Here is a 25,860-nt window from a genome sequence, read left to right on the forward strand (position 1 = left end):
TCTCGCAGGTCCCGGCTGTGCGACGCAGGGCGGGCGAGGGGTGCCGGGCGGTGTCGGAGGGCCCGTTGTCAGTGGCGGGGTGCACGATGGGGGACATGACCGGCTCCGCTCTCGACGCCTTCTCGCCCGCGACCCGCAGCTGGTTCGCCGGTGCCTTCAGCGCGCCCACCGCCGCGCAGGAAGGTGCCTGGCGGGCCATCGGCGAGGGCAGCGACGTGCTGGTGGTCGCGCCGACCGGCTCCGGGAAGACGCTGGCCGCGTTCCTCGCCTCGCTGGACCGGCTGGCCGCCGGGCCGCCGCCCGCCGAGGCGAAGAAGCGCTGCCGCGTGCTGTACGTGTCCCCGCTCAAGGCGCTGGCGGTCGACGTGGAGCGGAATCTGCGCTCCCCGCTGACCGGCATCCGCCAGGAGTCGGTGCGCCTGGGCCTGCCCGAGCCCGAGGTGCGGGTGGGCATCCGGTCCGGTGACACCCCGCCCGCCGAGCGGCGCTCCCTGGTGACCCGGCCGCCGGACATCCTGATCACCACGCCCGAATCGCTGTTCCTGATGCTCACCTCCTCCGCCCGGGACGCGCTGGCGGGCGTCGAGACGGTGATCCTGGACGAGGTGCACGCCGTCGCCGGTACGAAGCGCGGCGCCCATCTCGCGCTCTCCCTGGAGCGGCTCGACGAGCTGCTGCCCCGGCCCGCCCGGCGGATCGGGCTCTCCGCGACGGTCCGCCCGGTCGGGGAGGTGGCCCGCTTCCTGTCGCCGCAGCGCAAGGTGGAGGTCGTCCAGCCGCCCTCCACCAAGGAGTTCGATCTGTCGGTGGTCGTCCCGGTCGAGGATCTGGGCGAGCTGGGAGGTTCCCCGGCCACCGACGGGGACGCCGCCCAGGCGGAGAAGCCCTCGATCTGGCCCCATGTGGAGGAGCGCATCGCGGATCTCGTCCAGGCGCACCGCTCCACAATCGTCTTCGCCAACTCCCGGCGGCTGGCCGAGCGGCTGTGCAACCGGCTGAACGAGATCGCGTACGAGCGGGCCACCGGCACCGCCTTCGACCCGGACAACCCCGCCCCCGCGCTCCCGGAGGCGCACGCCCCCGCCGAGATCATGGCCCAGTCCGGTGCGGGCAAGGGCGCTCCCCCGCTGCTGGCCCGCGCCCACCACGGCTCGGTCTCCAAGGAGCAGCGGGCCCAGGTGGAAGAAGACCTCAAGGCCGGGCGGCTTCCCGCCGTGGTGGCCACCTCCAGCCTGGAGCTGGGCATCGACATGGGCGCGGTCGACCTGGTGGTCCAGGTGGAGTCCCCGCCCTCCGTCGCCTCCGGCCTCCAGCGGGTGGGCCGGGCCGGGCACCAGGTGGGCGCGGTCTCCACCGGAGTGGTCTTCCCGAAGTACCGGGGCGATCTGGTGCAGGCCGCCGTCGTCACCGAGCGGATGCGCGAAGGGGCCATCGAGGCGCTGCGCATCCCGTCCAACCCGCTGGACGTCCTGGCCCAGCAGCTGGTCGCCATGGTGGCCCTGGACAGCTGGCAGGCGGACGACCTGCTGGCCCTGGTCCGCAGGGCCGCCCCCTTCGCCTCGCTCCCCGAGTCGGCGTTCACGGCCGTGCTCGACATGCTCGCCGGACGCTATCCCTCCGACGCCTTCGCGGAGCTGCGCCCCCGGGTCGTGTGGGACCGTGTCGGCGGTACGGTCACGGGCCGCCCCGGCGCGCAGCGGCTCGCCGTCACCTCGGGCGGCACCATCCCGGACCGGGGCCTCTTCGGGGTCTTCCTGGCCGGGGCCGACCCGAAGAAGGGCGGCGGCCGGGTCGGGGAGCTGGACGAGGAGATGGTCTACGAGTCCCGCGTCGGTGACGTCTTCACGCTGGGCACCACGTCATGGCGGATCGAGGACATCACCCGCGACCGGGTCCTCGTCTCCCCCGCCCCGGGCGTTCCGGGACGGCTGCCGTTCTGGAAGGGCGACCAGCTGGGCCGCCCCCTGGAGCTGGGCCGCGCCCTCGGGGCCTTCCTCCGCGAGATCGGCGGACTCTCCGAGGAGGACGCCAGGCTCCGGCTGCTGGCCGCCGGGCTGGACGCCTGGGCGGCGGACAACATCCTGGCCTATCTGGACGAGCAGCGCCGGGCCTGCGGCCATGTCCCGGACGACCGGACGATCCTGGTGGAGCGGTTCCGGGACGAGCTGGGCGACTGGCGGGTCGTCGTGCACTCCCCCTTCGGCGCCCAGGTGCACGCCCCCTGGGCGCTCGCCCTCTCCGCCCGCCTCGGTGAGCGGTACGGGATGGACGCCCAGGTCATGCATGCCGACGACGGGATCGTGCTGCGGCTCCCCGACGCCGACATGATGGGCCTGGATCTGCTCGACTTCGACGCCCCGCCCGCCGGGGACGCGGCGAACGACGGAGCGACCCCGCAGTTCCCCTCGTACGACAGCGAGCAGCCCCCGGTAGGCGCCACCGACGTCGTCTTCGACCAGGGCGAGGTGCAGCAGATCGTCACCGACCAGGTCGGTGGCTCCGCGCTGTTCGCCGCCCGCTTCCGCGAGTGCGCCGCCCGGGCCCTGCTGCTGCCCCGGCGCTCGCCAGGCAAGCGCACCCCGCTCTGGCAGCAGCGCCAGCGTGCCTCCCAGCTGCTCCAGGTGGCCTCCGAGTTCGGTTCGTTCCCGATCGTCCTGGAGGCCGTCCGCGAGTGCCTCCAGGACGTTTTCGACGTCCCCGGCCTCACGGAGCTGATGGGTGACCTGGAGGCGCGCCGGGTCCGGCTGGTCGAGGTGACCACCCAGGAGCCCTCCCCGTTCGCCCGCTCCCTCCTCTTCGGTTACGTCGCCCAGTTCCTGTACGAGGGCGACTCACCGCTGGCCGAGCGGCGGGCCGCCGCACTCTCCCTGGACTCCCACCTCCTGGCCGAGCTGCTGGGCCAGGCCGAGCTGCGCGAGCTGCTCGACCCCGAGGTCCTCACCGAGCTGGAGCAGGAGCTCCAGTGGCTCACCGAGGAGCGCCGGATCAAGGACGTCGAAGGCGTCGCGGACCTGCTGCGCGTCCTGGGCCCCCTGACCGACGCCGAGCTGGTCGAGCGGGGCGCCGAGCCCTCCTGGGCCCCGGAGCTGGCGACGGCCCGCCGGGCCATCCAGGTCCGGATCGCCGGGTCGGACCACTGGGCCGCGATCGAGGACGCGGGGAGGCTACGGGACGCGCTGGGCACGGCGCTCCCGGTCGGGGTGCCCGAGGCGTTCACCGAGCCGGTGAAGGACCCCCTGGGCGATCTCCTCGCCCGGTTCGCCCGGACGCACGGCCCGTTCACCGCCGCCCGGGCCGCCGAGCGGTTCGGCCTGGGCACCGCCGTCACGGACGGTGCGCTGCACCGGCTGGCCGCCGCCGGCCGGACCGTGCAGGGCGAGTTCCACCCGGCGGGCATCGGCCAGGAATGGTGCGACGCCACGGTGCTGCGCAGGCTGCGGCGCCGTTCGCTGGCCGCGCTCCGCCAGGAGCTGGAGCCGGTGGAGCCCGCCGCGCTCGCCTCCTTCCTCCCCCAGTGGCAGCACTTCGGCTCCAGCAGCCTGCGGGGCATCGACGGGCTGGCCCGCGCCGTCGAACAGCTCCAGGGGGCGCCCGTTCCCGCCTCGGCCCTGGAGAAGCTCATCCTGCCGAGCCGGGTCAGGGGCTACACCCCGGCGATGCTGGACGAGCTGACGACGACGGGCGAGGTCGTCTGGGCCGGAGCGGGAGCGCTGCCGGGCAAGGACGGCTGGCTCTCCCTCTACCCCGCCGACAGCGCGCCCCTGCTCCTGCCCGCCCCGCACCCGCTGGAGCTGTCGGCGCTCCACGAGTCCCTGCTCACCACCCTCAACGGGGGTTACGGCCTCTTCTTCCGGCAGATCGCCGACCAGGTCCGGGCCACCACCCACCCGGACTACTCCGACCAGCAGCTCGCCGACGCCCTCTGGGAGCTGGCCTGGTCGGGCAGGCTCACCAACGACACCCTCGCCCCCCTCCGCTCGCTCCTCGGCTCGGGCCGGACGGCGGGCTCCACCGCCCACCGCGCGCGGCGCAACGTGCCCCGCGGGCGGTACGGCTCCCTCACCACGGCCGCCCGGCCCGTCTCCCGCACCGGCCCTCCGACGGTCTCCGGCCGCTGGTCGCTGCTGCCCCCACGCGAGCCCGAGCCGACCCACCGCGCCCACGCCCTGGCCCGCACCCTGCTCGACCGGCACGGGGTGGTGACCCGGGGCGCGGTGCAGGCCGAAGGGGTGGAGGGCGGCTTCTCCGCGACGTACCGCATCCTGGCCGCCTTCGAGGACAGCGGGCAGGCCCGGCGGGGCTATGTGGTGGAGGGTCTTGGGGCCGCCCAGTTCGCGATGGACGGGGCGGTGGACCGGCTGCGGGCGGCCGCCACGGCCCGCGACCGCCGGGACCCGGGCACCGCGCCCCAGGCCCTGGTGCTCGCCGCCGCCGACCCGGCCAACGCGTACGGCGCCGCCCTGCCCTGGCCGGAGTCCCCGGACGGCGCCGGGCACAAGCCGGGCCGCAAGGCGGGGGCCCTGGTGGTCCTCGTCGACGGCGAGCTGACGCTCTACATGGAGCGCGGCGGCAAGTCCCTGCTCGCCTGGCCCTCCGACCCCGAGTCCCCCACACTGCTGGCGGCAGCCGAGGCCCTGGCCGCCGCCGCCCGCGCCGGGACGCTGGGCACCGTGACGGTGGAGCGGACGAACGGGGTCTCCGCCCTCACCTCCCCCCTGGGCCGGACCCTGGAGGCGGCCGGCTTCCTCGCCACCCCGAGAGGCCTGCGCCTGAGAGCCTGACCCGGCGGGCCGGAGCCCGGGCGGCACCGGCCGCACCCAGCGACCGGCCCACCGCCACCCGACTCGACCCACTGCCCCGGCACCCGCCACCCGGCCTTCCGCGACCGCCCCGCAGCCCAGGGCCCACCGCCACCTGACCTGGCCCACCGCCCCCGCTGCCCGGCACTCGCCGCCCGACCTTCCGCGACCGCCTCCGCAGCCCAGGGCCCACCGCCACCTGGCGAACCGCCACCCGGCCCGGCCCACCGCCCCCACCGTCCGCTGCCCAGCACCGGCCACCCGGGCCTTCCGCCACCGCCCCGCCGCCCCAACCACCCGGCAACCGGCAACCGGCCCTCCACCCGCCACCCGCCACCCACCCGACCTCACCCCACCCAAGGACCCGCGCGCCCATCATGGAGGTATGCCCGAAGGAGACACCGTCCTGCAGACCGCCGCCCGGCTGCACGCAGCGCTGGCGGGCCGGGTCCTGACCCAGGCCGACCTGCGCGTCCCCCGGTTCGCCACCTCCGACCTCAGCGGCCGTACGGTCCTGGACGTCACCGCGCGCGGCAAGCACCTGCTGACCCGCGTCGAGGGCGGGCTCACCCTGCACAGTCACCTCAGGATGGACGGGGCCTGGCGGGTGTACGCACCGGGCGAGCGCTGGCGCGGCGGCCCCGGGCACCAGATCCGCGCGGTCCTCGCCAACACCGAGCACACCGCCGTCGGCTACCGGCTCCCCGTCCTCGAACTGCTCCGCACCAGCGAGGAGAGCAAAGCCGTCGGTCATCTCGGCCCCGATCTGCTCGGCCCGGACTGGGACCCCGGCCTGGCCGTGGAGCGGCTCGCCGCCGCCCCGGACCGATCCCTCGGCGAAGCCCTCCTGGACCAGCGCAACCTGGCGGGCATCGGCAATGTCTACAAGTGCGAGCTGTGCTTCCTGGCCCGCGTCACCCCCTGGCTCCCCGTGGGCGCACTCCCCGACGGCACCCTCCCCCGGCTGGTCGCCCTGGCCCACCGGCTCCTCGACGCCAACCGGTACCGCCCCACCCGCACCACCACCGTCCGCGCCGAACGCCGCCCCCGCCCCGACACCCCGGCCCCGCACGGCCGAAGAGACCCCTGCCGCCCCTCCGGGTCCAGGAGCCCCTGTACGTGTACGGACGGGACCGCCGCCCCTGCCTGCGCTGCGGCACCCCCATCCGCAAGGTCGACGAGGCCGACCGGCCCACGTACTGGTGCCCGTCCTGCCAATCGGGCCTGACGCCCTGAGGCCGCAGTGAAACAGGGTCCGGCACAACAATTGACGGCCCGTCAGATCCAGCCGTACGGTCCCCTCATGCCCCTCTCCGCGGACGATGCGTACGCCGCGTACGACCTCACGGACCGGTCCGCGTTCGTCACAGGTGCGGCGAGCGGGATCGGCCGGGCGAGCGCCGTGCTGCTGGCCGGGGCCGGAGCCACGGTCCACTGCGCCGACCGCGACGAGACGGGGCTGCGCCGGACGTACGAGGCGATCACGCGGGCGGGCGGCACGGCCCGCACCCACGCGCTCGACGTCACCGACCGGGACGCGGTGCGGGCGGCCGTCCGGGCGGCGGGCGAGGTCGACATCCTGGTCGCCGCGGCCGGGATCATGCACACGAGCAGCGTCCTGGAGACGGCGGACGACGACCTGGACCGGGTGCTGGCGGTCAATTTCAAGGGAGTGCTGTACGCCTGCCAGGAGGTGGCCCGCTCCCTGGTCGGCCGCTCCGCCCCCGGTTCGCTGGTCACGCTGGCGTCCGGCGCCGTGGACTCCGCGCAGGCGGGCCTGCTCTGCTACGGCGCGGCAAAGGCGGCCGTGGTCCAGCTGACCAAGACTCTCGCCACCGAGCTGGGCCCGCACGCCATACGGGTGAACGCGGTGGCCCCGGGGTGGATCCGTACGCCGATGACCGAACGGCACGACGCCGGGCAGCAGCGGCGGGCGGAGGCCACGATGGCCCGGAGCTCGCCCCTGGGCCGGGTCGGGGAGCCCGAGGACGTGGCCCACGCGGTGCTGTATCTGGCGTCCGACGCGTCGGCCTTCACGACCGGCCAGATCCTCCGCCCGAACGGCGGCGTCGCCATGCCCTGGTGACCCCCGCCGCCGGCCACCCACGCCCCCGCCGTCGCTCCCGCCCCGGCCCGGATATCGCCCGAAGCCACCCCGTAGCCGGACGCCCCACGCCCGTCCCACCGGAACCCGCCCCCGCACGACCCCCAACCTCCACCCCCGCCCCGGAACCAGAAGCGGAACCCATCCCACCGGAACCCGTCACATGCACCGGCAGCAGGCTCAGCCCCCACCCGCCCGCGGCCACCGCGCCCTCCACCACACCGGCCTGCTCCGGCTGGAGGGCCAGGCGCAGCACCGCCCACCACCACAGCCCGCCGAGGACCAGCGCCGGCACCCATCGCCGTACCATCGCTGCCCTCCTGCGGCCGACATCCTTTCGGGCAGTTTCCCCTGGCAGCGGCCCCCCTGCATCCAGAACGCACGCCCGACAGCTCCCCCACACGCACCCCACGCTCACACCCCGCACGTGCCCCGCACACGCCCGAGTGCCCCCACCGGAACGGTGGGGGCACTCGGGAGCAGCGGGCGGGCGGCAGCGCCCGGAGGCGCTACTCGCGTCGTCGCGACTACTTGTCGTCGTTGCGCAGGGAGTCCGTGACGCCCTTCGCGCGGTCGCCGACCTCGTCGACCTTGTCCTTGGCCGTGGCCTTGGCCTGGTCGGCCCTGCCCTCGGACTCCTTGCGGCGGTCGCCGGTCAGCTTGCCGACGGCCTCCTTGCCCTTGCCCTTGAGCTTGTCCATGGCGTTGTCACCGGTCACGATGTTCGTTCCTTCCGTTCAGGCACTTTCGGCCTGGAACATCCAGGCGTGCTTCTCGAGGTCTGCTGTCAGTGCGATCAGGATGTCCTGGGTGACGGGATCCGGCGCGTCGGTCACCTCGATGCGCTCGCGCATCCGGTCGATGACCACGCCCAGGGCGTCCACGAGCGCCTTCACCGCGTCGGTGTCCTTGATCCAGCCCTCAGGGACAGACCGGATGGCGGTCTCCTTGGCGACGGTCGCGGAACGGCCGTCGGGGTTGACCCCGATCGCGGAGGCACGCTCGGCAACCGTGTCGGAGTGCTGCCGGGCCGTCGCGACCACGTCGTCGAGCTGGAGGTGGACGGACCGGAAGCGCGGGCCGACCACGTTCCAGTGGACCTGCTTTGCCACCAGGGAGAGGTCGACCAGATCGACCAGCGCGCCCTGAAGCGCTTCCCCGACGAGCTTGAGATCGCTCTCGGACAGTGGGCTCTTCACCACAGACATGCACACTCCCATCCTCAGGCGTACTGCGGGCCGTCGTCGGACGGTCCGCCGACCGTTTCGGCGCACCACCCACGATGGCACAAATCAAACAAAACAGTCATGTTGGCCTCCACCTCCGTCTGCCCGCTCTCCGGCACCTCACACACCTCACCCGCGGGGAAAACGAAAGTCCCGGCCGGCCCCTGTGGGGACCGACCGGGACTCCGGTCGAGCACTGTGCCGCGCGCGGAATCAGGCGGCGACGACGTCCACCGCTTCCGCGGGCGCCTTGATGGTCACGCGTCCCGACGGCACTCCTGCGACCGACGAGACGGAGACGGAATTGAGCATCGGACGAACCGGTACTGGGACCGGATCACTGGCAGCTGCCGACTCGGCCAGCTCCGCGAGCGACAGCTCGTCGCTCACCTCACGCATGAGCTCGGACATCCGTACGTCAAGCGCGTCGCAAATCGCGGAGAGCAGCTCGGAGGATGCCTCCTTCTGCCCCCGCTCCACCTCGGACAGATAACCGAGCGAGACCCGGGCGGACGAGGAGACTTCGCGCAGAGTACGGCCTTGGCGCTGGCGCTGCCGACGCAGCACGTCACCCAGCAGGCGACGGAGCAGAATCATCGGTGGCTCCCTCCTCGGACCGCGTAGCCGCATCCTTCACGCCCTACCGTACCGCCTTGCGCTGCGGCCGTGCGGGGAGCGATGTCGTGTTCACTCAGGGCTGCAAACATCAATTCCCCCCGGTCTGTTCCGTATCCTGTGCCCGCACATTTCCGTCGAGTTCGCTCGCGAGCAGTTCGAGGACGCTTCGCACACTCTCTTTACGGATGTCCGCCCTGGAACCATTCAACCGCAGAGCCGACACTTTATCGACGCCGGAAGGTCCCGCGACGGCCACGTAGACCGTTCCGACGGGCTGTCCGTCCTGCGGCTCGGGGCCCGCGACGCCGGTCGTGGCGATCCCCCAGTCCGCGCCGAGCGCACGCCGTACCCCGGCCGCCATCTGCCGCGCGACCTCGGGATCGACCGCCCCGCGCTCCGCCAGCAGGGTCCCGTCCACCCCGAGGATCTCCCCCTTGAGGGCCGTGGCGTACGCCGTGAGCGAACCGCGGAAGGACCGGGAGGCGCCGGGTACGGAGGTGAGGTCCGCGGCCACCAGGCCGCCCGTCAGTGATTCGGCGACGGCGAGGGTCTCCCCGCGCTCCACCAGCCGCCCCAGCACCCGGGCAGCGGCTGTCACCGCTCGGCCTCCGCGCCGTCCCGCGCCCCCACGACGGGCTCCACGGGCACCGCGTCACCGCCCACGACCGATCCGGAACCGGCCGGTCCACCGGCGATCACCGGGCCGGAACCGTTCGCACCGCCGGCCACACCCACAGCCGGACCGGAACCACCGGCACCGTCCGCGACAGCCCCAGCCGCACCAGCAGCCCCTGCAGCCCCCGGACCGGAGACCACACCGGCCCCCGGCGACCCCGCCGCCTCCTGCAGCGCCTCCGCCGTGCGCCCCACGGCCGCACGCTCGGCGGCCAGGCTCCGGCGGCGCAGGACGACGGCCTGGCGTACGTAGTCGAGACCGGTGACGACCGTCAGCACGACGGCCACCATCATCACCCAGAACCGCAGGGTGGCCAGGGGTCCGGTGAGCATCAGGACGTACATCCCGGCCGCCGTCCCCTGGGCCAGGGTCTTGAGCTTGCCGCCCCGGCTGGCCGGGATCACCGCGTGCCGGATCACCCAGAACCGCATCAGCGTGATGCCCAGCTCACGGGCGAGGATCACCCCGGTGATCCACCACGGCAGATCGCCCAGGACCGACAGGGAGATCAGCGCGGCCCCCATGATCGCTTTGTCCGCGATCGGGTCCGCGATCTTCCCGAAGTCCGTGACCAGGTTGTACGTCCGGGCCAGATGACCGTCGAAGAGATCGGTGATCATGGCGATGGCGAAGGCCGCCCAGGCGAACGAGCGCCAGGCCGGGTCGTAGCCGCCGTTGTGGAACAGCAGCAGGACGAACCCGGGCACGAGCAGCAGCCGCACCATGGTCAGGATGTTGGCGATGTTCCACAGGCTGGCCTGGTTGACGGCCGCAGCGCCCAGCTTGCCGCCGCGGACCGGCTTCGCGCCGGAGCCGCCTGCCGCGGATGCCGGGACTCCCGTCATCTGGCTGCCTCCGCAAGCTCGTGGTGTTCGGCCACCAGGTCGACGCCCTCGGTGCCCACTGCCTTTGCCTCGACCATACGGCCCGGCACGAGACCCTCGCGTGTGGTGAAGACCACCTGGCCGTCCGTTTCGGGGGCCTGGTGGGCAGCGCGGCCGATCGCGACCTCGCCGTCCTCGTCCGACTCGACGGACTCCACGAGCACCTGGAGGGTCTCCCCCACGCGCTCCTCGGCGCGCTGCGAGGTCAGCTCCTCGGCCAGCTGGGAGATGTGGGCGAGCCGCTCCGCGATGGTGTCGGCGTCGAGCTTGTTCTCGTAGCCGAGGGCCTCGGTGCCCTCCTCGTCGGAGTAGCCGAAGACGCCGATGGCGTCGAGGCGGGCGCCGGTGAGGAAGCGTTCCAGCTCCGCGAGGTCGGCCTCGGTCTCGCCGGGGAAGCCGACGATGAAGTTGGAGCGCGCACCGGCCTCGGGGGCCTTGCTCCGGATGGTGTCCAGCAGCTCCAGGAAGCGGTCGGTGTCACCGAAGCGGCGCATCGCGCGCAGCACGCCGGGGGCGGAGTGCTGGAAGGAGAGGTCGAAGTACGGGGCGACCTTCGGCGTCGAGGTGAGGACGTCGATAAGGCCGGGGCGCATCTCGGCGGGCTGGAGGTAGCTGACCCGGATCCGCTCGATGCCGTCCACGTCGGCCAGCTCGGGCAGCAGGGTCTCCAGCAGGCGGATGTCCCCGAGGTCCTTGCCGTACGAGGTGTTGTTCTCGGAGACCAGCATGACCTCCTTGACGCCCTGCTCGGCCAGCCAGCGGGTCTCCTGGAGCACGTCCGAGGGACGGCGGGAGATGAAGGAGCCGCGGAAGGAGGGAATGGCGCAGAAGGAGCAGCGGCGGTCGCAGCCGGAGGCGAGCTTCACCGAGGCGACGGGGCTGGTGCCGAGCCGGCGGCGCAGCGGGGCGCGCGGCCCGGAGACCGGGGCGACGCCTTCCGGGAGGTCCTCGGGCGCCGGGGCGGGTGCCTCCTGGGCGTGCCCGGGCAGCGCGACGGCGGCGTCCTGCCGCTCGGCGGGGCTGATCGGCAGCAGCTTGCGGCGGTCGCGCGGGGTGTGCGAGGCGTGGATGCCGCCGTTGAGGATGGTCTGGAGCCGGTCGGAGATGTCGGCGTAGTCGTCGAACCCGAGGACGCCGTCCGCTTCCGGCAGGGCCTCGGCGAGGTCCTTGCCGTAGCGCTCGGCCATGCAGCCGACGGCGACGACGGCCTGGGTGCGGCCGTGGTCCTTGAGATCGTTGGCTTCGAGCAGGGCGTCGACGGAGTCCTTCTTGGCGGCTTCGACGAACCCACAGGTGTTGACGACTGCGACATCCGCGTCGGAGGCATCCTCGACGAGGTCCCAGCCGTCCGCTGCCAAGCGGCCTGCAAGCTCCTCCGAGTCCACCTCGTTACGGGCGCAGCCAAGAGTGACAAGGGCGACGGTACGGCGTTCGGGCATGGACTCAAGACTACTTCGTCCCGGCGGCCCTCCCGCCGAGCAGGGTTGCCCGCCCCCGCCGCTGTTACTCCGCGTAGCAGGCGGGGAGGGGGCCGGGAACGGCGACGGGCGCCCGGCACTGGGCCGGGCGCCCGTCGGCGCGGTACGGAGGTGCGGGCTCAGCCGGCCTCGGGGTCACCCTTGGTGTAGGTGAGCCGTTCGACCTGGCCCGGCTCGAAGCGGTCCTCGAGCTTCTTGCCGTTGACGAAGAGTTCGATCGCCCCGGCGTTGCCGAGGACGAGGTCGATGCGCTCCTTGTCCTGGAAGGTCTTGGACTCGCCTTCGAGGAGCAGCCCGTCGAAGAGCAGCCGGCCGTTGTGGTCCTTGACGGAGATCCAGCTCTTGCCCTGGTTGGCGCCGAGCTTGACCGTCACCTTGTCCCGGGGGGCGGCGGCGATGGCACTCTCGGAGGGCACGGGCTCGGGTTCGGCCGGCTTGGTGGTGGCGGGTTTGGCGGCGGTCTTGTCGGGCTTGGAGCCCTCCGCGACCTGGGCGGTGTTCGAGGGCTTGTCGTCCCCGCCGTTGAAGAGGGTGAAGCCGACGAAGCCGACCACGGCGACGATGGCCGCGACCATGGCCGCGGTCCAGTTGGGCCGCCGCGGTTCGGAACGGATGCGCTCCGCCTCGAACAGCGGAGCCGCCGGGGTCGGTGCGGGACGGCCGCCGTGATCGCCGTCGTACCGCTCGACCAGGGGTTCCGGGTCGATACCGACGGCACGGGCGATGTTGCGGATGTGGCCGCGTGCGTAGACGTCACCGCCGCAGCGCGAGAAGTCGTCCTCCTCGATCGCGTGCACGATGGGGATGCGCACCCGGGTGGAGCTGCTGACTTCCTCGACCGTCAGACCTGCGGCGATGCGAGCCTGCTGAAGGGCACGACCGATCGAAGGCCGGTCGTCTTCGGGGGAGTTGCCGATGGACACGGGGGCGCCTTTCGAGCGTGAGCCACCTGCTGGATGTTCAGTCTAGGGGGGTTACGAAAGGGAGGGGCAACCGGGAGGGACGACTTTGTGCGCCATCGGGTTCGCCGGGCGGCCCCGGGGCCCTCTCCGCGGACGGAGCGGGACCGGAACCGTGCCCCTGTCGAGGACTGGGCAACCTGGAGTGGGCCGAACAGGGTAGGGGGTTACGGGCTGGGCAGGAGGGCGGTGGAGCATCGTTCCACCCCTCCCTCCAACTGGACGTACGACCGCGCGAAACGGTTGCCCACAGAACCTTTACGGATGGATTCACCTGTACGGAGTCGGCCCGCCGCTCCCGGCGACGGGCCACCCCTACGGAACCGGCCACCCTCAGGGAGCGGATTCCCCGCGGATGACGGCCAACACCCCGTCCAGCTCGTCGGGTTTCACCAGGACGTCGCGCGCCTTGGATCCCTCGCTGGGGCCGACGATGGAGCGCGACTCCATCAGGTCCATCAGCCGCCCCGCCTTCGCGAAGCCGACCCGCAGCTTGCGCTGGAGCATCGAGGTGGACCCGAACTGGGTGGAGACGACCAGCTCGGCGGCCTGGCAGAGCAGGTCCAGGTCGTCGCCGATGTCCTCGTCGATCTCCTTCTTCTGCTTCGTACCGACTACGACGTCGTCCCGGAAGACCGGGGCCATCTGGTCCTTGCAGTGCTGGACGACGGCCGCGACCTCGTCCTCGGTGACGAAGGCGCCCTGCATACGGGTGGGTTTGTTGGCGCCCATCGGGAGGAACAGCGCGTCGCCCTTGCCGATGAGCTTCTCGGCGCCGGGCTGGTCGAGGATGACCCGACTGTCGGCGAGGGAGGAGGTGGCGAAGGCGAGCCGGGAGGGGACGTTGGCCTTGATGAGCCCGGTGACCACATCGACCGAGGGGCGCTGGGTGGCGAGCACCAGGTGGATGCCGGCGGCGCGGGCGAGCTGGGTGATGCGGACGATGGAGTCCTCGACGTCGCGCGGGGCGACCATCATCAGGTCGGCCAGCTCGTCGACGATCACCAGCAGATAGGGGTACGGCGACAGCTCCCGCTCGCTGCCCTCGGGGAGCTTGACCTTCCCCTCCCGTACGGCCTTGTTGAAGTCGTCGATGTGCCGGTAGCCGAAGGCGGCCAGGTCGTCGTAGCGCAGATCCATCTCGCGTACGACCCACTGCAGCGCCTCGGCGGCCTTCTTGGGGTTGGTGATGATCGGCGTGATCAGGTGCGGGATGCCTTCGTACGCGGTCAGCTCGACGCGCTTGGGGTCGACGAGGACCATCCGGACGTCCTCCGGGGTCGCCCGCACCATGATCGAGGTGATCAGGCAGTTGATGCAGGACGACTTTCCGGACCCGGTGGCTCCGGCCACCAGCATGTGCGGCATCTTCGCCAGGCTGTGCATGACGTAGCCGCCCTCGACGTCCTTGCCGAAGGCCACCATCATCGGGTCGTCGTCCTCGGAGAGCCGCAGCACGTCCCCCAGGTTGACCATCTCGCGGTCGCTGTTGGGGATCTCGATGCCGACCGCCGACTTCCCCGGGATCGGGGAGATGATCCGTACGTCCGGACTGGCCACCGCGTAGGCGATGTTCTTGGTCAGCGCGGTGATCTTCTCGACCTTGACGGCCGGGCCCAGCTCCACCTCGTACCGGGTGACTGTCGGCCCCCGGGTGAAGCCGGTGACCGCCGCGTCCACCTTGAACTCGCTGAAGACGGTGGTGAGCGACTCGACCACCAGGTCGTTGGCGGCGCTGCGGGTCTTGCCGGGTCCGCCGCGCTCCAGCAGGTCGAGCGAGGGGAGCGCGTACCTGATGTCGCCGGAGAGCTGGAGCTGTTCGGCGCGGGCGGGCAGTCCGGGCGAGGCCTCGGGGGCCGGCTTGGTGAGGTCGGGCACTCCCCCGGAGCGCTCCGCCGCGTCGCCGGACTCGGGTGCCGCCTTCCGGACGCCCGGCCTGGGCCGCTCGGCCTGCTCGGCCTCCCGTGCTCCGGGCACGGGCGTGCCGGTACGCTCCCGGTCCCGGTCCACCGAGACGCCCTGGGTCAGGTCCGCGACGACCGGCGAGGGCGGCATGCCGTTGAGTACGGCCCCGTCCAGGGCGGCGGCCGCGGCGGCGGCGACATCGACCGCGTCCAGGGGACGGTTCATCGCGGGCTGGGCGGCGGGCCTGCGGGGCCTCCTGCGCTTGGAGAGGGCCTGCTCCTCGACGCTGTCGTGGTCGTACACGGCGTCGGGGTCCTGGCGGCGGGCGGAGCCGCGCCGCGTCCCGGCGGGCAGCGCCTCGCGCCACTGCTCCTCGTACCGCTCGTCGTCGTGCTCGTCGCCCTCGCCGGGCTCGTACGCCGGTTCCACGATGCCGAGCCGGACGCCGAGCTGGCGCAGTCGGCGCGGGATGGCGTTGACGGGGGTCGCGGTGACGACGAGGAGCCCGAAGACGGTGAGCAGCACGAGCAGCGGTACGGCGAGGACCTCGCCCATCATGAAGATCAGCGGCTTGGAGACGGCCCAGCCGACCAGCCCGCCCGCGTCCTGCATCGCCTCCGTGCCGTCCTCGCGCCCCGGCGAACCGCAGGCGATGTGGACCTGGCCGAGCACGCCGAGGACCAGGGCGGAGAGCCCGATGACGATCCGGCCGTTGGCCTCGGGCCGCTCCGGATACAGGATGAGCCGTACGGCCATGGCGCCGAGCAGTATCGGCGCGAGCAGGTCGAGTCGGCCGAACGCCCCGGTCACCAGCATCTCGACCAGGTCGCCGACGGGCCCCTGGAGGTTGGACCAGGTGCCGGCGGCGACGATCAGCGCGAGGCCCAGGAGCAGGAGCGCGAGGCCGTCCTTGCGGTGGGCGGGGTCAAGTCCCTTCGCACCGCGCCCTATGGAGCGGAACACCGCTCCGACGCCGTGGGCCGTGCCGAGCCAGACGGCGCGCACCAGCCGGTAGATGCCGTTGGTGGGGGACGGTGCGGGTTTGGGCGCGGGCCGCTTGGCCGCCGCCTTCTTGGCAGGTGCCTTCTTCGCGGGTGCTGCCGCCTTCTTCGGGGCGGCCTTCTTGGCGGGTGCGGCTTTCTTCGCCGGCCCTGGCGTACGGCCGGCGCGCTTCGCGGTGCCCGCTGTGGACTGGGAACCCTTGCCGGACGTACGTGAGGCCATGGTGCCGAGGTTACCGCTGTCCACGCCCGTGAACACGTTCGCCTACTGGTTCACCCGACCGTGTCGCCGCCCGGTGCCCGGGAACTGACAAACCCTCACGGCGAGGTGCGCGGCCGAAGGCCCGGGGCTGTGTGCACCCGTTGCCGGAGATCTACGGCGAGAGGCCCTAGTTCTGCGCGGGCAGGATGCCGGCGCCGCCGCCCGTGCCCGGCTCCAGCGCGTCGAGCGCACGGCGCAGGCCGGTCAGCTTGCGTTCGAGATGGGCGGCCGTTGCGACGGCCGCCGCGTCGGCGGATTCGTCGTCGAGCTGTTTGGAGAGGGCTTCCGCCTGCTCCTCGACCGCCGCGAGCCGCGCGGAGAGTTCGGCCAGCAGACCGGCGGGCTCCTTCTCGTGCGCCCCGCCCGCGTGGCCGTCGCCCTCCAGCTGGAGCCGCAGGAGCGCGGCCTGCTCGCGGAGCTTGCAGTTCTTCATGTACAGCTCGACGAAGACCGAGACCTTGGCGCGCAGCACCCACGGGTCGAACGGCTTGGAGATGTAGTCCACCGCGCCCGCCGCGTATCCCCGGAAGGTGTGGTGCGGGCCGTGGTTGATCGCGGTGAGGAAGATGATCGGGATGTCCCGGGTCCGCTCGCGCCGCTTGATGTGGGCGGCGGTCTCGAAACCGTCCATGCCCGGCATCTGGACGTCCAGCAGGATGACCGCGAAGTCGTCCGTGAGCAGCGCTTTGAGCGCCTCCTCCCCTGACGATGCCCGGACCAGTGTCTGATCGAGCGCAGAGAGGATGGCCTCCAGCGCCAGCAGATTCTCCGGCCGGTCATCGACCAGGAGGATCTTGGCCTTCTGCACCATGGCCCGCCCTCCTCGCCCCGGAAATGCACCGGGTGCCGCCCCAGGGGACGACTCCCTTACGCCGTCCGTCCTTGTGCCGGTCATGGTAGCCGCACCCCGCCCGTCACCACACCCTGTCACCGCGATGTCACTGTGCACATACCGCAAACGCGGTGGGAGACCAGAAGGTTCCCCGGATACAGCGGTTTCACACCCGTTCGCGCACAGTCGGTCAGCAACTCACGCCAATTCGTTCAGAATCCCATCACTCTCCGTGCATCCACTGCTCCATCACCGCAAGCAGATGATCAGGGTCGACCGGCTTCGTCACATAGTCGGAAGCGCCGCAGTCGATCGCCTTCTCCCGGTCGCCCTTCATCGCCTTCGCGGTGAGCGCGACGATCGGCAGCCCGGCGAACTGCGGCATCCGCCGGATCGCGGTCGTGGTCGCGTACCCGTCCATCTCGGGCATCATGATGTCCATCAGTACGACCGTCACATCGTCGTGCTGCTCCAGGACTTCGATCCCCTCGCGGCCGTTCTCCGCGTACAGCACGGAGAGTCCATGCTGCTCCAGCACGCTGGTGAGCGCGAAGACGTTACGGATGTCGTCGTCGACGATGAGCACCTTCTCACCGCGGAACCGGAACGTCCGCCGCGGCTCCGCCGCCTCCTCCGACGCACCCGCACCCCCTTGCACCCACTCCTCCTGCGGAACGGTCTCGCCCTGCGCCCGGCCGGCGGGCAGCGCGGGCCGCCTGGCCGCGTCCCCGAGGGTCTTGCGGCGGCGCCGGAAGACTCCCGCGGAGTTGGCCGGGTCACCGAGCGGGGCGGACTCGCCACCCTGGGACGCCTGCCCGTTCTCGGTCCCGGTGCCCACTCCCTCGCCGGAACCGGAACCCACCTGCGGGAAGCCCTGCGGGGGCAGTTCGGCGCGGTGCAGCGGCAGGTACAGGGTGAAGGTCGACCCCCGGCCCGGCTCGCTCGCCGCGTGGATCTCGCCGCCGAGCAGCCGCGCGATCTCCCGGCTGATGGAGAGGCCGAGCCCCGTACCGCCGTACTTGCGGCTCGTCGTGCCGTCCGCCTGCTTGAACGCCTCGAAGATCACCAGCATCTTGCTGGACGCGATCCCGATCCCGGTGTCGGTCACCGAGAACGCGATCAGATCGGCGTCCGCGTCCCGCAGCGAACCCGCCTCCAGCAGATGCTCCCGGATCGCGTTCGGCACATCGGCCCCGGCCGGCCGGATCACCAGCTCCACCGCCCCGCTGTCGGTGAACTTCACCGCGTTCGACAGCAGGTTGCGCAGCACCTGGAGGAGGCGCTGCTCGTCGGTGTGCAGAGTGGCCGGAAGCTCCGGCGAGACCCGTACGGAGAAGTCGAGCCCCTTCTCCGCGGTGAGCGGGCGGAAGGTCGCCTCCACGTAGTCGACCAGCTGGACCAGGGCGATGCGGGTCGGGCTGACGTCCATCTTGCCCGCCTCGACCTTCGACAGGTCCAGGATGTCGTTGATCAGCTGGAGCAGGTCGGAACCGGCCCCGTGGATCGTCTCGGCGAACTCCACCTGCTTCGGCGAGAGGTTGCCCTCGGCGTTGTCCGCCAGCAGCTTGGCCAGGATCAGCAGCGAGTTGAGCGGCGTCCGCAGCTCGTGCGACATGTTCGCCAGGAACTCGGACTTGTAACGCATCGAGACCGCGAGCTGCTCGGCGCGCTCCTCCAGGACCTGCCGCGCCTCCTCGATCTCGGTGTTCTTCACCTCGATGTCGCGGTTCTGCTGGGCCAGCAGCTCGGCCTTCTCCTCCAGTTCGGCGTTGGACGCCTGGAGGGCCTTCTGCCGGTTCTCCAACTCCTGCGAGCGGTCGCGCAGTTGCTCGGTCAGCTCCTGCGACTGCTCAAGGAGCTTCTCCGTCTTGGTGTTGACACTGATGGTGTTCACGCTCGTCGCGATCATCTCGGCGAGCTGGTTGAGGAAGTCCCGCTGGATGTGTGTGAACGGCTGGAAGGAGGCCAGCTCGATCACCCCGAGCACCTTGCCCTCGAACAGCACCGGCAGCACGATCACATGCGCGGGCGGCGCCTCCCCGAGACCGGAGGAGATCTTCAGATAGCCCGGCGGTACGTTGTCGACCTGGATCGTCCGCTTCTCCTCGGCCGCCGTCCCGATGAGCGTCTCACCGGGCCGGAACGAGGTCGGCATCGACCCGGCGGAGTAGCCGTAACTCCCCCGCATCCGCAGCTCGTACGCACCGTCGTCGCCGTTGTCCGGACCCACCTCGTCCGAGTCGCCCGGCGACATGGCCAGGAAGAACGCGCCGTGCTGGGCCGAGACCACCGGCGTCAGCTCGCTCATGATCAGCGAGGCCACGTCGTCCAGATCGCGGCGGCCCTGCATCAGACCGGAGATCCGGGCCAGGTTGCCCTTGAGCCAGTCCTGCTCCTTGTTGGCGAGCGTGGTGTCGCGCAGGTTGGCGATCATGGTGTTGATGTTGTCCTGGAGGACCTGGATCTCCCCGGCCGCGTCCACGTCGATCTTCAGGTTGAGATCGCCGCGCGTCACCGCCGTGGCGACGGCCGCGATGGCCCGCACCTGACGGGTCAGGTTCCCGGCCATCTCGTTCACCGACTCGGTGAGGTCGCGCCAGGTGCCGTCCACGTCCCGCACCCGTGCCTGACCGCCCAGCTGCCCTTCCGTGCCCACCTCGCGGGCCACCCTGGTCACCTGGTCGGCGAACGACGAGAGCTGGTCGACCATCGTGTTGATGGTGTTCTTCAGCTCCAGGATCTCACCGCGGGCGTCGATGTCGATCTTCTTCGTCAGATCGCCCTTGGCGATGGCCGTGGTGACCGTGGCGATCTGCCGCACCTGGCCGGTCAGGTTGGAGGCCATCGAGTTCACGGACTCGGTGAGGTCCTTCCACGTACCGGCGACTCCCGGCACCCGGGCCTGACCGCCCAGCTCACCTTCCGTACCCACCTCGCGGGCCACCCGCGTGACCTCGTCCGCGAACGAGGAGAGCGTCGTCACCATGGTGTTGACGGTGTCGGCCAGCTCCGCGACCTCGCCGCGCGCCTCCACGGTGACCTTCTTCGTCAGATCGCCGTTGGCGACCGCCGAGGAGACCCGGGAGATGTTCCGCACCTGGCTGGTCAGGTTGTTCGCCATCAGGTTGACGTTCTCGCTGAGGTCCTTCCAGATGCCGGTCGCCCCGCGCACCCGCGCCTGACCACCGAGGATCCCCTCGGTGCCCACCTCACGGGCCACCCGGGACACCTCGTCCGCGAAGTTCAGCAGCTGGTCGACCATCGTGTTCACGGTCGTCACCAGTTCGAGGATCTCGCCCTTGGCGTCGACGGTGATCTTCTTGGAGAGATCGCCCTTGGCGACCGCGGTGGTGACCTCCGCGATGTTCCGGACCTGGAGGGTCAGGTTGTTCGCCATGCCGTTGACGGACTGGGTGAGGTCCTTCCACGTACCGGAGACGCCCTGCACCTCGGCCTGACCGCCGAGGATCCCCTCCGTACCCACCTCGCGGGCGACCCGCGTCACCTGCTCCGCGAAGTTCGAGAGCTGGTCCACCATCGTGTTGAGGGTGTTCTTCAGCTCCAGGATCTCGCCGCGCGCGTCCACGTCGATCTTCTGCGACAGGTCACCGCGCGCCACCGCCGTGGCGACCTGCGCGATGTTACGGACCTGAGCGGTCAGGTTCCCCGCCATGCCGTTCACCGAATCGGTGAGATCGCGCCACACTCCGGCCACACCCGGCACCTGCGCCTGGCCGCCCAGCCGCCCGTCCGTACCCACCTCACGGGCGACGCGGGTCACCTGGTCGGCGAAGGCGGAGAGCTGGTCGACCATCGTGTTGATCGTGTTCTTCAGCTCCAGGATCTCGCCCCGGGCGTCCACGTCGATCTTCTGCGACAGGTCGCCCCGCGCCACCGCCGTCGTCACCTGGGCGATCTGCCGCACCTGGGAGGTGAGGTTCCCGGCCATGAAGTTGACGGAGTCCGTCAGCTCCTTCCACGTACCGGAGACACCGTCCACCCGGGCCTGACCGCCGAGACGGCCCTCGGTGCCCACGTCCCGGGCCATCCGCGTCACCTGGTCCGCGAAGCTGGACAGCTGCGCCACCATCGTGTTGACGGTGTTCTTCAGCTCCAGCATCTCCCCGGCCACATCCACGGTGACCTTCTGGGAGAGGTCACCGTTGGCCACGGCCGTGGTCACCTGGGCGATGTCCCGGACCTGGCCGGTGAGGTTCCGGAAGGCGGTGTTCACCGAGTCGGTGAGGTCCTTCCACGTCCCCGCGGCCCCCGGCACCTCGGCCTGGCCGCCGAGCCGGCCCTCGACGCCGACCTCCCGGGCCACGCGGGTCACCTCGGAACCGAACGACTGGAGCTGGTCCACCATCGTGTTGACGGTGTTCTTCAGCTCCAGCATCTCCCCGGCCACGTCGACCGTGACCTTCTGCGACATGTCACCGCTGGCCACCGCGGTCGTCACCTGCGCGATGTCCCGCACCTGCGTGGTCAGGTTCCGGAAGACCGTGTTCACAGAATCGGTGAGGTCCTTCCACGTCCCCGCGGCCCCCGGCACCTGCGCCTGACCACCGAGGAGGCCCTCACCACCGACCTCGCTCGCCACACGTGTCACTTCGTCCGCGAAGGTGCGCAGCGTCTCGGTCATCTGGTTGATCGTCTCGGCGAGCTGGGCGACCTCGCCGCGCGCGCTCACCGTGACCTTCTGCGTCAGGTCACCACTGGCGACCGCCGTCGTCACCTCGGCGATCCCGCGCACCTGGGAGGTGAGGTTGCCCGCCATCGTGTTGACGGAGTCGGTGAGGTCCTTCCACACCCCGGCCACACCGGGCACGGTCGCCTGACCGCCCAGCTCACCTTCCGTACCCACCTCACGGGCGACGCGCGTCACCTCGGAGGAGAACGAGGAGAGCTGGTCGACCATCGTGTTGACGGTGTTCTTCAGCTGGAGCATCTCACCGGCCACATGGACGGTGACCTTCCGCGACAGATCCCCCTTGGCCACCGCCGTCGTCACCAGCGCGATGTCCCGCACCTGGGCGGTGAGCCGGTACGCCATCGTGTTGACGGAGTCCGTCAGGTCCTTCCAGGACCCGGACATCCCGCGCACCTGCGCCTGGCCCCCGAGCTTGCCCTCGGTACCGACCTCCACGGCGACGCGCGTCACCTGCTCGGTGAAGACCGACAGCTGGTCGACGAGGTTGTTGACCGTACGGGCGACCTTCAGGAACTCGCCGCGCAGCGGCCGTACCGTCTCGTCCGTCGTGTGCGACCGCAGCTCCATCCGCTGCTCCAGGTCACCGTCGGCCACCGCCGACAGCACCCGGCCCACCTCGGAGACCGGCCGCGCGAGATCGTCGACCAGCTCGTTGGACGCATCGATCGCGGCCGCCCAGGAGCCCTCCAGGGCCCCCGTCTCCAGCCGCTCGGTCAGCTTGCCCTCACGGCCGACCACCCGCCGCACCCGCGCCAGCTCACCGGTGAGGTGCAGATTGCGGTCCGCGACCTCGTTGAAGACCGCCGCAATCTCCGTCATCACGCCGTCGCCGGAGACGGTCAGCCGCCTGCGGAAATTTCCGTCGCGCATCGCCACGAGACCCGCCAGCAGTCTGTTCAGAGCTGCCGCGTCGACCTCGACGGTGCCATTGCGCTGCTTTTTCACGGACTGTCCGCCTTTTGTACGCGTATGAGAACCCCGCGCCGCCACGCCAGACTCCACCGTGTCCCTCCCGCAGGGGTTGACCGTTTCGCTAGGGCCTATCCGGAAGCTTGCCCAGTTCCACTTTGGCTCACCGCCACAGCACACCGTCAACGGGTGGCCGGGCGGACGTCAAATCGTTGCAACGTACCAGGCCGGAACAGGTCGGCGGGCAACCTCCCCCACTCGCACCCCGTCCCTGCCACCGGGATGCACACCCGTGCGCCCGCGCACGACCCGTACCGTCCTGTCCCGATCTCGGCCCTCGTGTACCCGGCACCCTTGACGAACGTCTAGCCTGGCAAGCGAATCGAAGCGGCGAGAAACGGGCACAGGACTCGGGGAAGCGACGAGACACCATATGGGGAGTGCTGTGATCACCGCGCGCGCGGCCGCCACCTTCGAACCGGTCGGGCGCTCGGTCGCGACCGCCCGCGCCTTTGTCCGGGACACCCTCCAGGGGTGGGGGTACAACGATGTCGTCGACGACGCCGTCGTCCTCACCAGCGAGTTGGTCACCAACGCCGTGATCCACGCGGGCACGGCGGCCGATGTGCTCTGCCTCCGTACCGAGGACGGCGTACGCGTCGAGGTCGCCGACCACTATCCGGAGCGTGAGGTCCCGCTCCAGAGCAGCGGGCTCGACTTCGGCTCCCCGGACCGCGAGAACGGCCGGGGCCTCCTGCTCTGCGCGGCCCTGGCCGCCCGCTGGGGCGTCGAATACACCCCCACGCGCAAACATGTCTGGTTTCAGCTGGACCTCCCCGAGCGCCCGGTAGGCATCCGCTCCGCCGGACCGCTGCTGCCGACCGCGCTGCTGCCGGTGGCGGACCAGCGGGTACGGGTGGCCGTCGTCCAGATCGACCACTCCGGCTCGATCGCCGCCTGGAACGACGACGCGGCCTTCCTCTTCGGCCACGCGGCGGACCAGGTCGCCGGCAAGCAGCTCACCGACTTCGTGGCCTGGCCGCACACCCCGGGCACCAACACCGGCATCGCGGACGCGCTCCGGCTCTCCCGCTGGGAGGGCAGCTACGGCATCCGCTGCGCCGACGGCCGGACCATCCCCGTCTACGCCTCGCACCTGCGGGTCCGCGACACCGACGGCGAACCGTCCACGGTCTGCCTCCTCGTCCGCGACCACGAGCGCGCCGTCCTGCAGTCCCCGGTCCGCGCCCCGGTCTCCGACTCCTCCGCCGAGAACCGCACCACGGACCCGTTCGAGGTCTTCATCGGCTCCCCCGCCCCCGACGACCTGGACGGCCTGCTCCAGCGGACGGTCGAGCGGGCCCGCGACATGCTCGACGCGGACGCCGCGTTCCTCCTGCTGGCCACGGACGACGAGACGGAGCTGGAGGTCCGCGCCACGACCGGCCTGCCCTCCGCCCGCCAGCGCTTCGCCAGAGTGCCCGTGGAAGCCGGAACGGGCCGCTACGGCTCCGCCCGCATGCCGGCCGTCCACGAGGACCTCACGGCCGTTCCCGGCGCCGTCCCGCTCCTCACCGACACCGGGATGCGCTCGGTCGTCACGGTCCCGCTCAAGGTCGAGGGCCGTCTGACGGGCTCCCTGGGCGTCGCGGCCGAGGCTCCGGGACGCTACTCGAACGAGGAGGCCCTGCGCCTCCAGTTCGCCGCCGATCGCATCGCCCTGGCCGTCGAGTCCGCCCGCCTCGGTGAGCTGGAACGGCTCCGCCGTGGCTCCCTCTCGTTCCTGGTCGAGGCCTCCGACCTGCTGGCCGGAACGCTGGACCGCGACCAGACGCTGGCGCTGATGGCTCAGATGACGGTCCCGACCCTGGCCACCTGGTGCGCCGTCTACACGATCGCGGACCAGTCCTCCGACCCGTACCTCTCGTACGTGCTCCACGAGGACGAGGACCTGATCGACGGCCTCAAGGCCCTGCTCTCCAAGATCGCCCCGCCCGACCCGGTCCCGACCCCGGGCGCCCGCATCTGGGCCGCCCCGTCCGAGGCCGGCCACCGCGCGGCTCTCTCCACCTCCACCCGCAGCCTGGACCACGACGCGCCGCTGAGCATGTCGACGGCCACCCGCACGATCCTGGCCACGGCCCAGGCGGTCGGCGGCGAGACGGTGGTCCTGCCGCTGGTCGCCCGCAACCGCGTGATCGGCATGCTGACGCTCGGGAAGCCCTCGGACGACCACTTCCGCCAGGAGATCCTGGAGCTGGCCGAGGACCTCTCCCGCCGGGCCGCCCTGGCCCTGGACAACGCCCGCCTGTACTCGGAGCGCATGGCCATCAGCCAGTCCCTCCAGCGCAGCCTGCTGCCCCCGGGCCTCCCCGACGTGCCGAACGTCGAGATCGAGGTCATCTACCGCGCCGCGGGCGAGGGCAACGAGGTCGGCGGCGACTTCTACGACGTCTTCCCGATCCGCGACGGCGCGTACGGCTTCGCCATCGGTGACGTCTGCGGTACGGGCCCCGAGGCGGCCGCCGTCACCGGCCTGGCCCGCCACGCCCTGCGCCTGCTCGCCCGCGAGGGCTTCCCCGGCCCGGCGGTCCTGGAGCGCCTCAACGCGGCCATCCTCGACGAGGGCGCCCGCAGCCGCTTCCTCACCCTCCTGTACGGCGAGCTGTGGCCCCAGGAGGACGGCAGCGCCCTCCTGAAGGTGGTCTGCGCCGGACACCCGCTGCCGCTCCGCCTGCGCCAGGACGGCACCGTGGAGCCCGCCGCCGAACCGCAGCCCCTGCTCGGCGTCCTGGACGACCTGGAGCTGTACGAGCAGGAGGTCACCCTCGACCCGGGCGACGTCCTCCTCTGCGTCACGGACGGCGTCACCGAACGCCGCGAGGGCACCCGCATGCTCGGCGACGACGGCCTCGCGGACGTCCTGTCGACCTGTACAGGCCTGACGGCCGGAGCGGTCGCCGCCCGCATCCTGCGGGCCGTGGAGCGCTTCGCGGCGGAGCCCGCGTCGGACGACATGGCCATCCTGGCGATGCGCGTCCCGGAACCGCCCCGCGCCTGAGGCCGACACTGACGACCAACGAGAAAGGCCCCCGCCGAATGGCGGGGGCCTTTCTTTTCTCTCTGAGCCCCAATGCGGAATCGAACCGCAGACCTTCTCCTTACCATGGAGACGCTCTACCGACTGAGCTATTGGGGCCTTGCTGCGCTGTGGCAACGAGGTAAACCATACACGGGATCGGGGGATATGCATAATCGCGTCCGGCCGGCTCCCTACGGGCTGGTCAGGGTGGCGGTCTGCCGCAGAACGCAGGAAAGCCCCGCACCATACGGTGCGGGGCTTTCCCACAAAAATTGTTCGGCGGCGTCCTACTCTCCCACAGGGTCCCCCCTGCAGTACCATCGGCGCTGAAAGGCTTAGCTTCCGGGTTCGGAATGTAACCGGGCGTTTCCCTAACGCAATGACCACCGAAACCCTATCGGGTTCTAGCGAACA

Annotated in this window: 13 protein-coding genes, 1 tRNA gene, 1 rRNA gene and 1 pseudogene; 4 read left to right on the forward strand and 12 right to left on the reverse strand. The window is 71.4% G+C overall.

The genetic code is table 11. The features are described 5' to 3' along the window. Nucleotides 1–95: 95 nt before the first annotated feature. The 3 genes and pseudogenes from DJ476_RS07310 to DJ476_RS07320 all read left to right on the forward strand — a co-directional run bounded on the left by DJ476_RS07310 (nt 96) and on the right by DJ476_RS07320 (nt 6,885). Nucleotides 96–4,781, forward strand: a complete 4,686-nt coding sequence (locus tag DJ476_RS07310) for an Lhr family ATP-dependent helicase (RefSeq protein WP_112490141.1) — start codon at nt 96–98, stop codon at nt 4,779–4,781. Nucleotides 4,782–5,184: 403 nt separating this feature from the next. Then, a pseudogene (locus DJ476_RS07315) lies at nt 5,185–6,035 on the forward strand (Fpg/Nei family DNA glycosylase). Nucleotides 6,036–6,102: 67 nt separating this feature from the next. After that, nucleotides 6,103–6,885 carry an SDR family NAD(P)-dependent oxidoreductase gene (locus DJ476_RS07320; RefSeq protein ID WP_112492463.1) on the forward strand — a complete coding sequence of 261 codons (783 nt, stop codon included), beginning with the start codon at nt 6,103–6,105 and terminating at the stop codon, nt 6,883–6,885. Nucleotides 6,886–7,430: 545 nt separating this feature from the next. On the opposite strand, the gene DJ476_RS07330 is transcribed toward DJ476_RS07320, so the two are convergent. The 10 genes from DJ476_RS07330 to DJ476_RS07375 form a co-directional block, all read right to left on the reverse strand. Further along, the gene (locus DJ476_RS07330; protein ID WP_112492464.1) at nt 7,431–7,604 is read right to left on the reverse strand and encodes a CsbD family protein; all 174 of its coding nucleotides are present in this window, start codon (nt 7,602–7,604) and stop codon (nt 7,431–7,433) included. 36 nt (nt 7,605–7,640) lie between these two features. Next, nucleotides 7,641–8,111, reverse strand: coding sequence for a Dps family protein (locus tag DJ476_RS07335; RefSeq protein ID WP_103420261.1), 471 nt, complete (start codon nt 8,109–8,111; stop codon nt 7,641–7,643). Between the two features lie 231 nt (nt 8,112–8,342). Then, a complete protein-coding gene (locus DJ476_RS07340; protein WP_003965837.1) occupies nt 8,343–8,726 on the reverse strand; it encodes a helix-turn-helix domain-containing protein in 384 nt (127 codons plus the stop codon). A 109-nt stretch (nt 8,727–8,835) separates the two neighbouring features. Beyond that, nucleotides 8,836–9,345: a CinA family protein gene (locus DJ476_RS07345; RefSeq protein ID WP_112490143.1), complete on the reverse strand. Its 510-nt coding sequence runs from the start codon at nt 9,343–9,345 to the stop codon at nt 8,836–8,838. Further along, on the reverse strand, nt 9,342–10,268 hold the full coding sequence (pgsA, locus tag DJ476_RS07350; RefSeq protein WP_112490144.1) for a CDP-diacylglycerol--glycerol-3-phosphate 3-phosphatidyltransferase: 927 nt from the start codon (nt 10,266–10,268) through the stop codon (nt 9,342–9,344). Before pgsA ends, DJ476_RS07345 begins: the two co-directional genes overlap by 4 nt. Next, entirely contained in the window at nt 10,265–11,746 is a 1,482-nt protein-coding gene (rimO, locus tag DJ476_RS07355) for a 30S ribosomal protein S12 methylthiotransferase RimO (protein WP_103420255.1), read from the reverse strand. Before rimO ends, pgsA begins: the two co-directional genes overlap by 4 nt. Nucleotides 11,747–11,904: 158 nt before the next feature. Further along, nucleotides 11,905–12,708: a helix-turn-helix domain-containing protein gene (locus DJ476_RS07360; protein ID WP_112490145.1), complete on the reverse strand. Its 804-nt coding sequence runs from the start codon at nt 12,706–12,708 to the stop codon at nt 11,905–11,907. 369 nt (nt 12,709–13,077) lie between these two features. Continuing rightward, complete coding sequence (locus DJ476_RS07365) at nt 13,078–15,873, reverse strand: DNA translocase FtsK (protein ID WP_112492465.1); 2,796 nt, start codon at nt 15,871–15,873, stop codon at nt 13,078–13,080. A 166-nt stretch (nt 15,874–16,039) separates the two neighbouring features. Further along, nucleotides 16,040–16,723, reverse strand: coding sequence for a response regulator (locus DJ476_RS07370; protein WP_019766422.1), 684 nt, complete (start codon nt 16,721–16,723; stop codon nt 16,040–16,042). Between the two features lie 244 nt (nt 16,724–16,967). Further along, nucleotides 16,968–22,400 carry a HAMP domain-containing protein gene (locus tag DJ476_RS07375; protein ID WP_103420249.1) on the reverse strand — a complete coding sequence of 1,811 codons (5,433 nt, stop codon included), beginning with the start codon at nt 22,398–22,400 and terminating at the stop codon, nt 16,968–16,970. Nucleotides 22,401–22,797: 397 nt separating this feature from the next. Here DJ476_RS07375 and DJ476_RS07380 point away from each other — a divergent pair, with 397 nt between their 5' ends. Beyond that, complete coding sequence (locus tag DJ476_RS07380; RefSeq protein WP_103420247.1) at nt 22,798–25,425, forward strand: SpoIIE family protein phosphatase; 2,628 nt, start codon at nt 22,798–22,800, stop codon at nt 25,423–25,425. A gap of 65 nt (nt 25,426–25,490) precedes the next feature. Here DJ476_RS07380 and DJ476_RS07385 read toward each other — a convergent pair. Further along, nucleotides 25,491–25,563: transfer RNA gene (locus tag DJ476_RS07385), tRNA-Thr, on the reverse strand. A gap of 157 nt (nt 25,564–25,720) precedes the next feature. Continuing rightward, nucleotides 25,721–25,837 (reverse strand): 5S ribosomal RNA (gene rrf / locus DJ476_RS07390). Nucleotides 25,838–25,860 lie beyond the last annotated feature (23 nt).

It is taken from the genome of Streptomyces bacillaris (assembly GCF_003268675.1).
GTDB lineage: Bacteria > Actinomycetota > Actinomycetes > Streptomycetales > Streptomycetaceae > Streptomyces > Streptomyces bacillaris.

Excerpts from the sequence above, each read along its gene's own strand:
- DJ476_RS07370 (WP_019766422.1), bottom strand. The coding sequence starts at position 16,723 with ATGGTGCAGAAGGCCAAGATCCTCCTGGTCGATGACCGGCCGGAGAAT.
- DJ476_RS07335 (WP_103420261.1), bottom strand. The coding sequence starts at position 8,111 with ATGTCTGTGGTGAAGAGCCCACTGTCCGAGAGCGATCTCAAGCTCGTC.
- DJ476_RS07365 (WP_112492465.1), bottom strand. The coding sequence starts at position 15,873 with ATGGCCTCACGTACGTCCGGCAAGGGTTCCCAGTCCACAGCGGGCACC.
- DJ476_RS07310 (WP_112490141.1), top strand. The coding sequence starts at position 96 with ATGACCGGCTCCGCTCTCGACGCCTTCTCGCCCGCGACCCGCAGCTGG.
- pgsA (WP_112490144.1), bottom strand. The coding sequence starts at position 10,268 with ATGACGGGAGTCCCGGCATCCGCGGCAGGCGGCTCCGGCGCGAAGCCG.
- DJ476_RS07330 (WP_112492464.1), bottom strand. The coding sequence starts at position 7,604 with ATGGACAAGCTCAAGGGCAAGGGCAAGGAGGCCGTCGGCAAGCTGACC.
- DJ476_RS07380 (WP_103420247.1), top strand. The coding sequence starts at position 22,798 with ATGGGGAGTGCTGTGATCACCGCGCGCGCGGCCGCCACCTTCGAACCG.
- DJ476_RS07340 (WP_003965837.1), bottom strand. The coding sequence starts at position 8,726 with ATGATTCTGCTCCGTCGCCTGCTGGGTGACGTGCTGCGTCGGCAGCGC.
- rimO (WP_103420255.1), bottom strand. The coding sequence starts at position 11,746 with ATGCCCGAACGCCGTACCGTCGCCCTTGTCACTCTTGGCTGCGCCCGT.
- DJ476_RS07320 (WP_112492463.1), top strand. The coding sequence starts at position 6,103 with ATGCCCCTCTCCGCGGACGATGCGTACGCCGCGTACGACCTCACGGAC.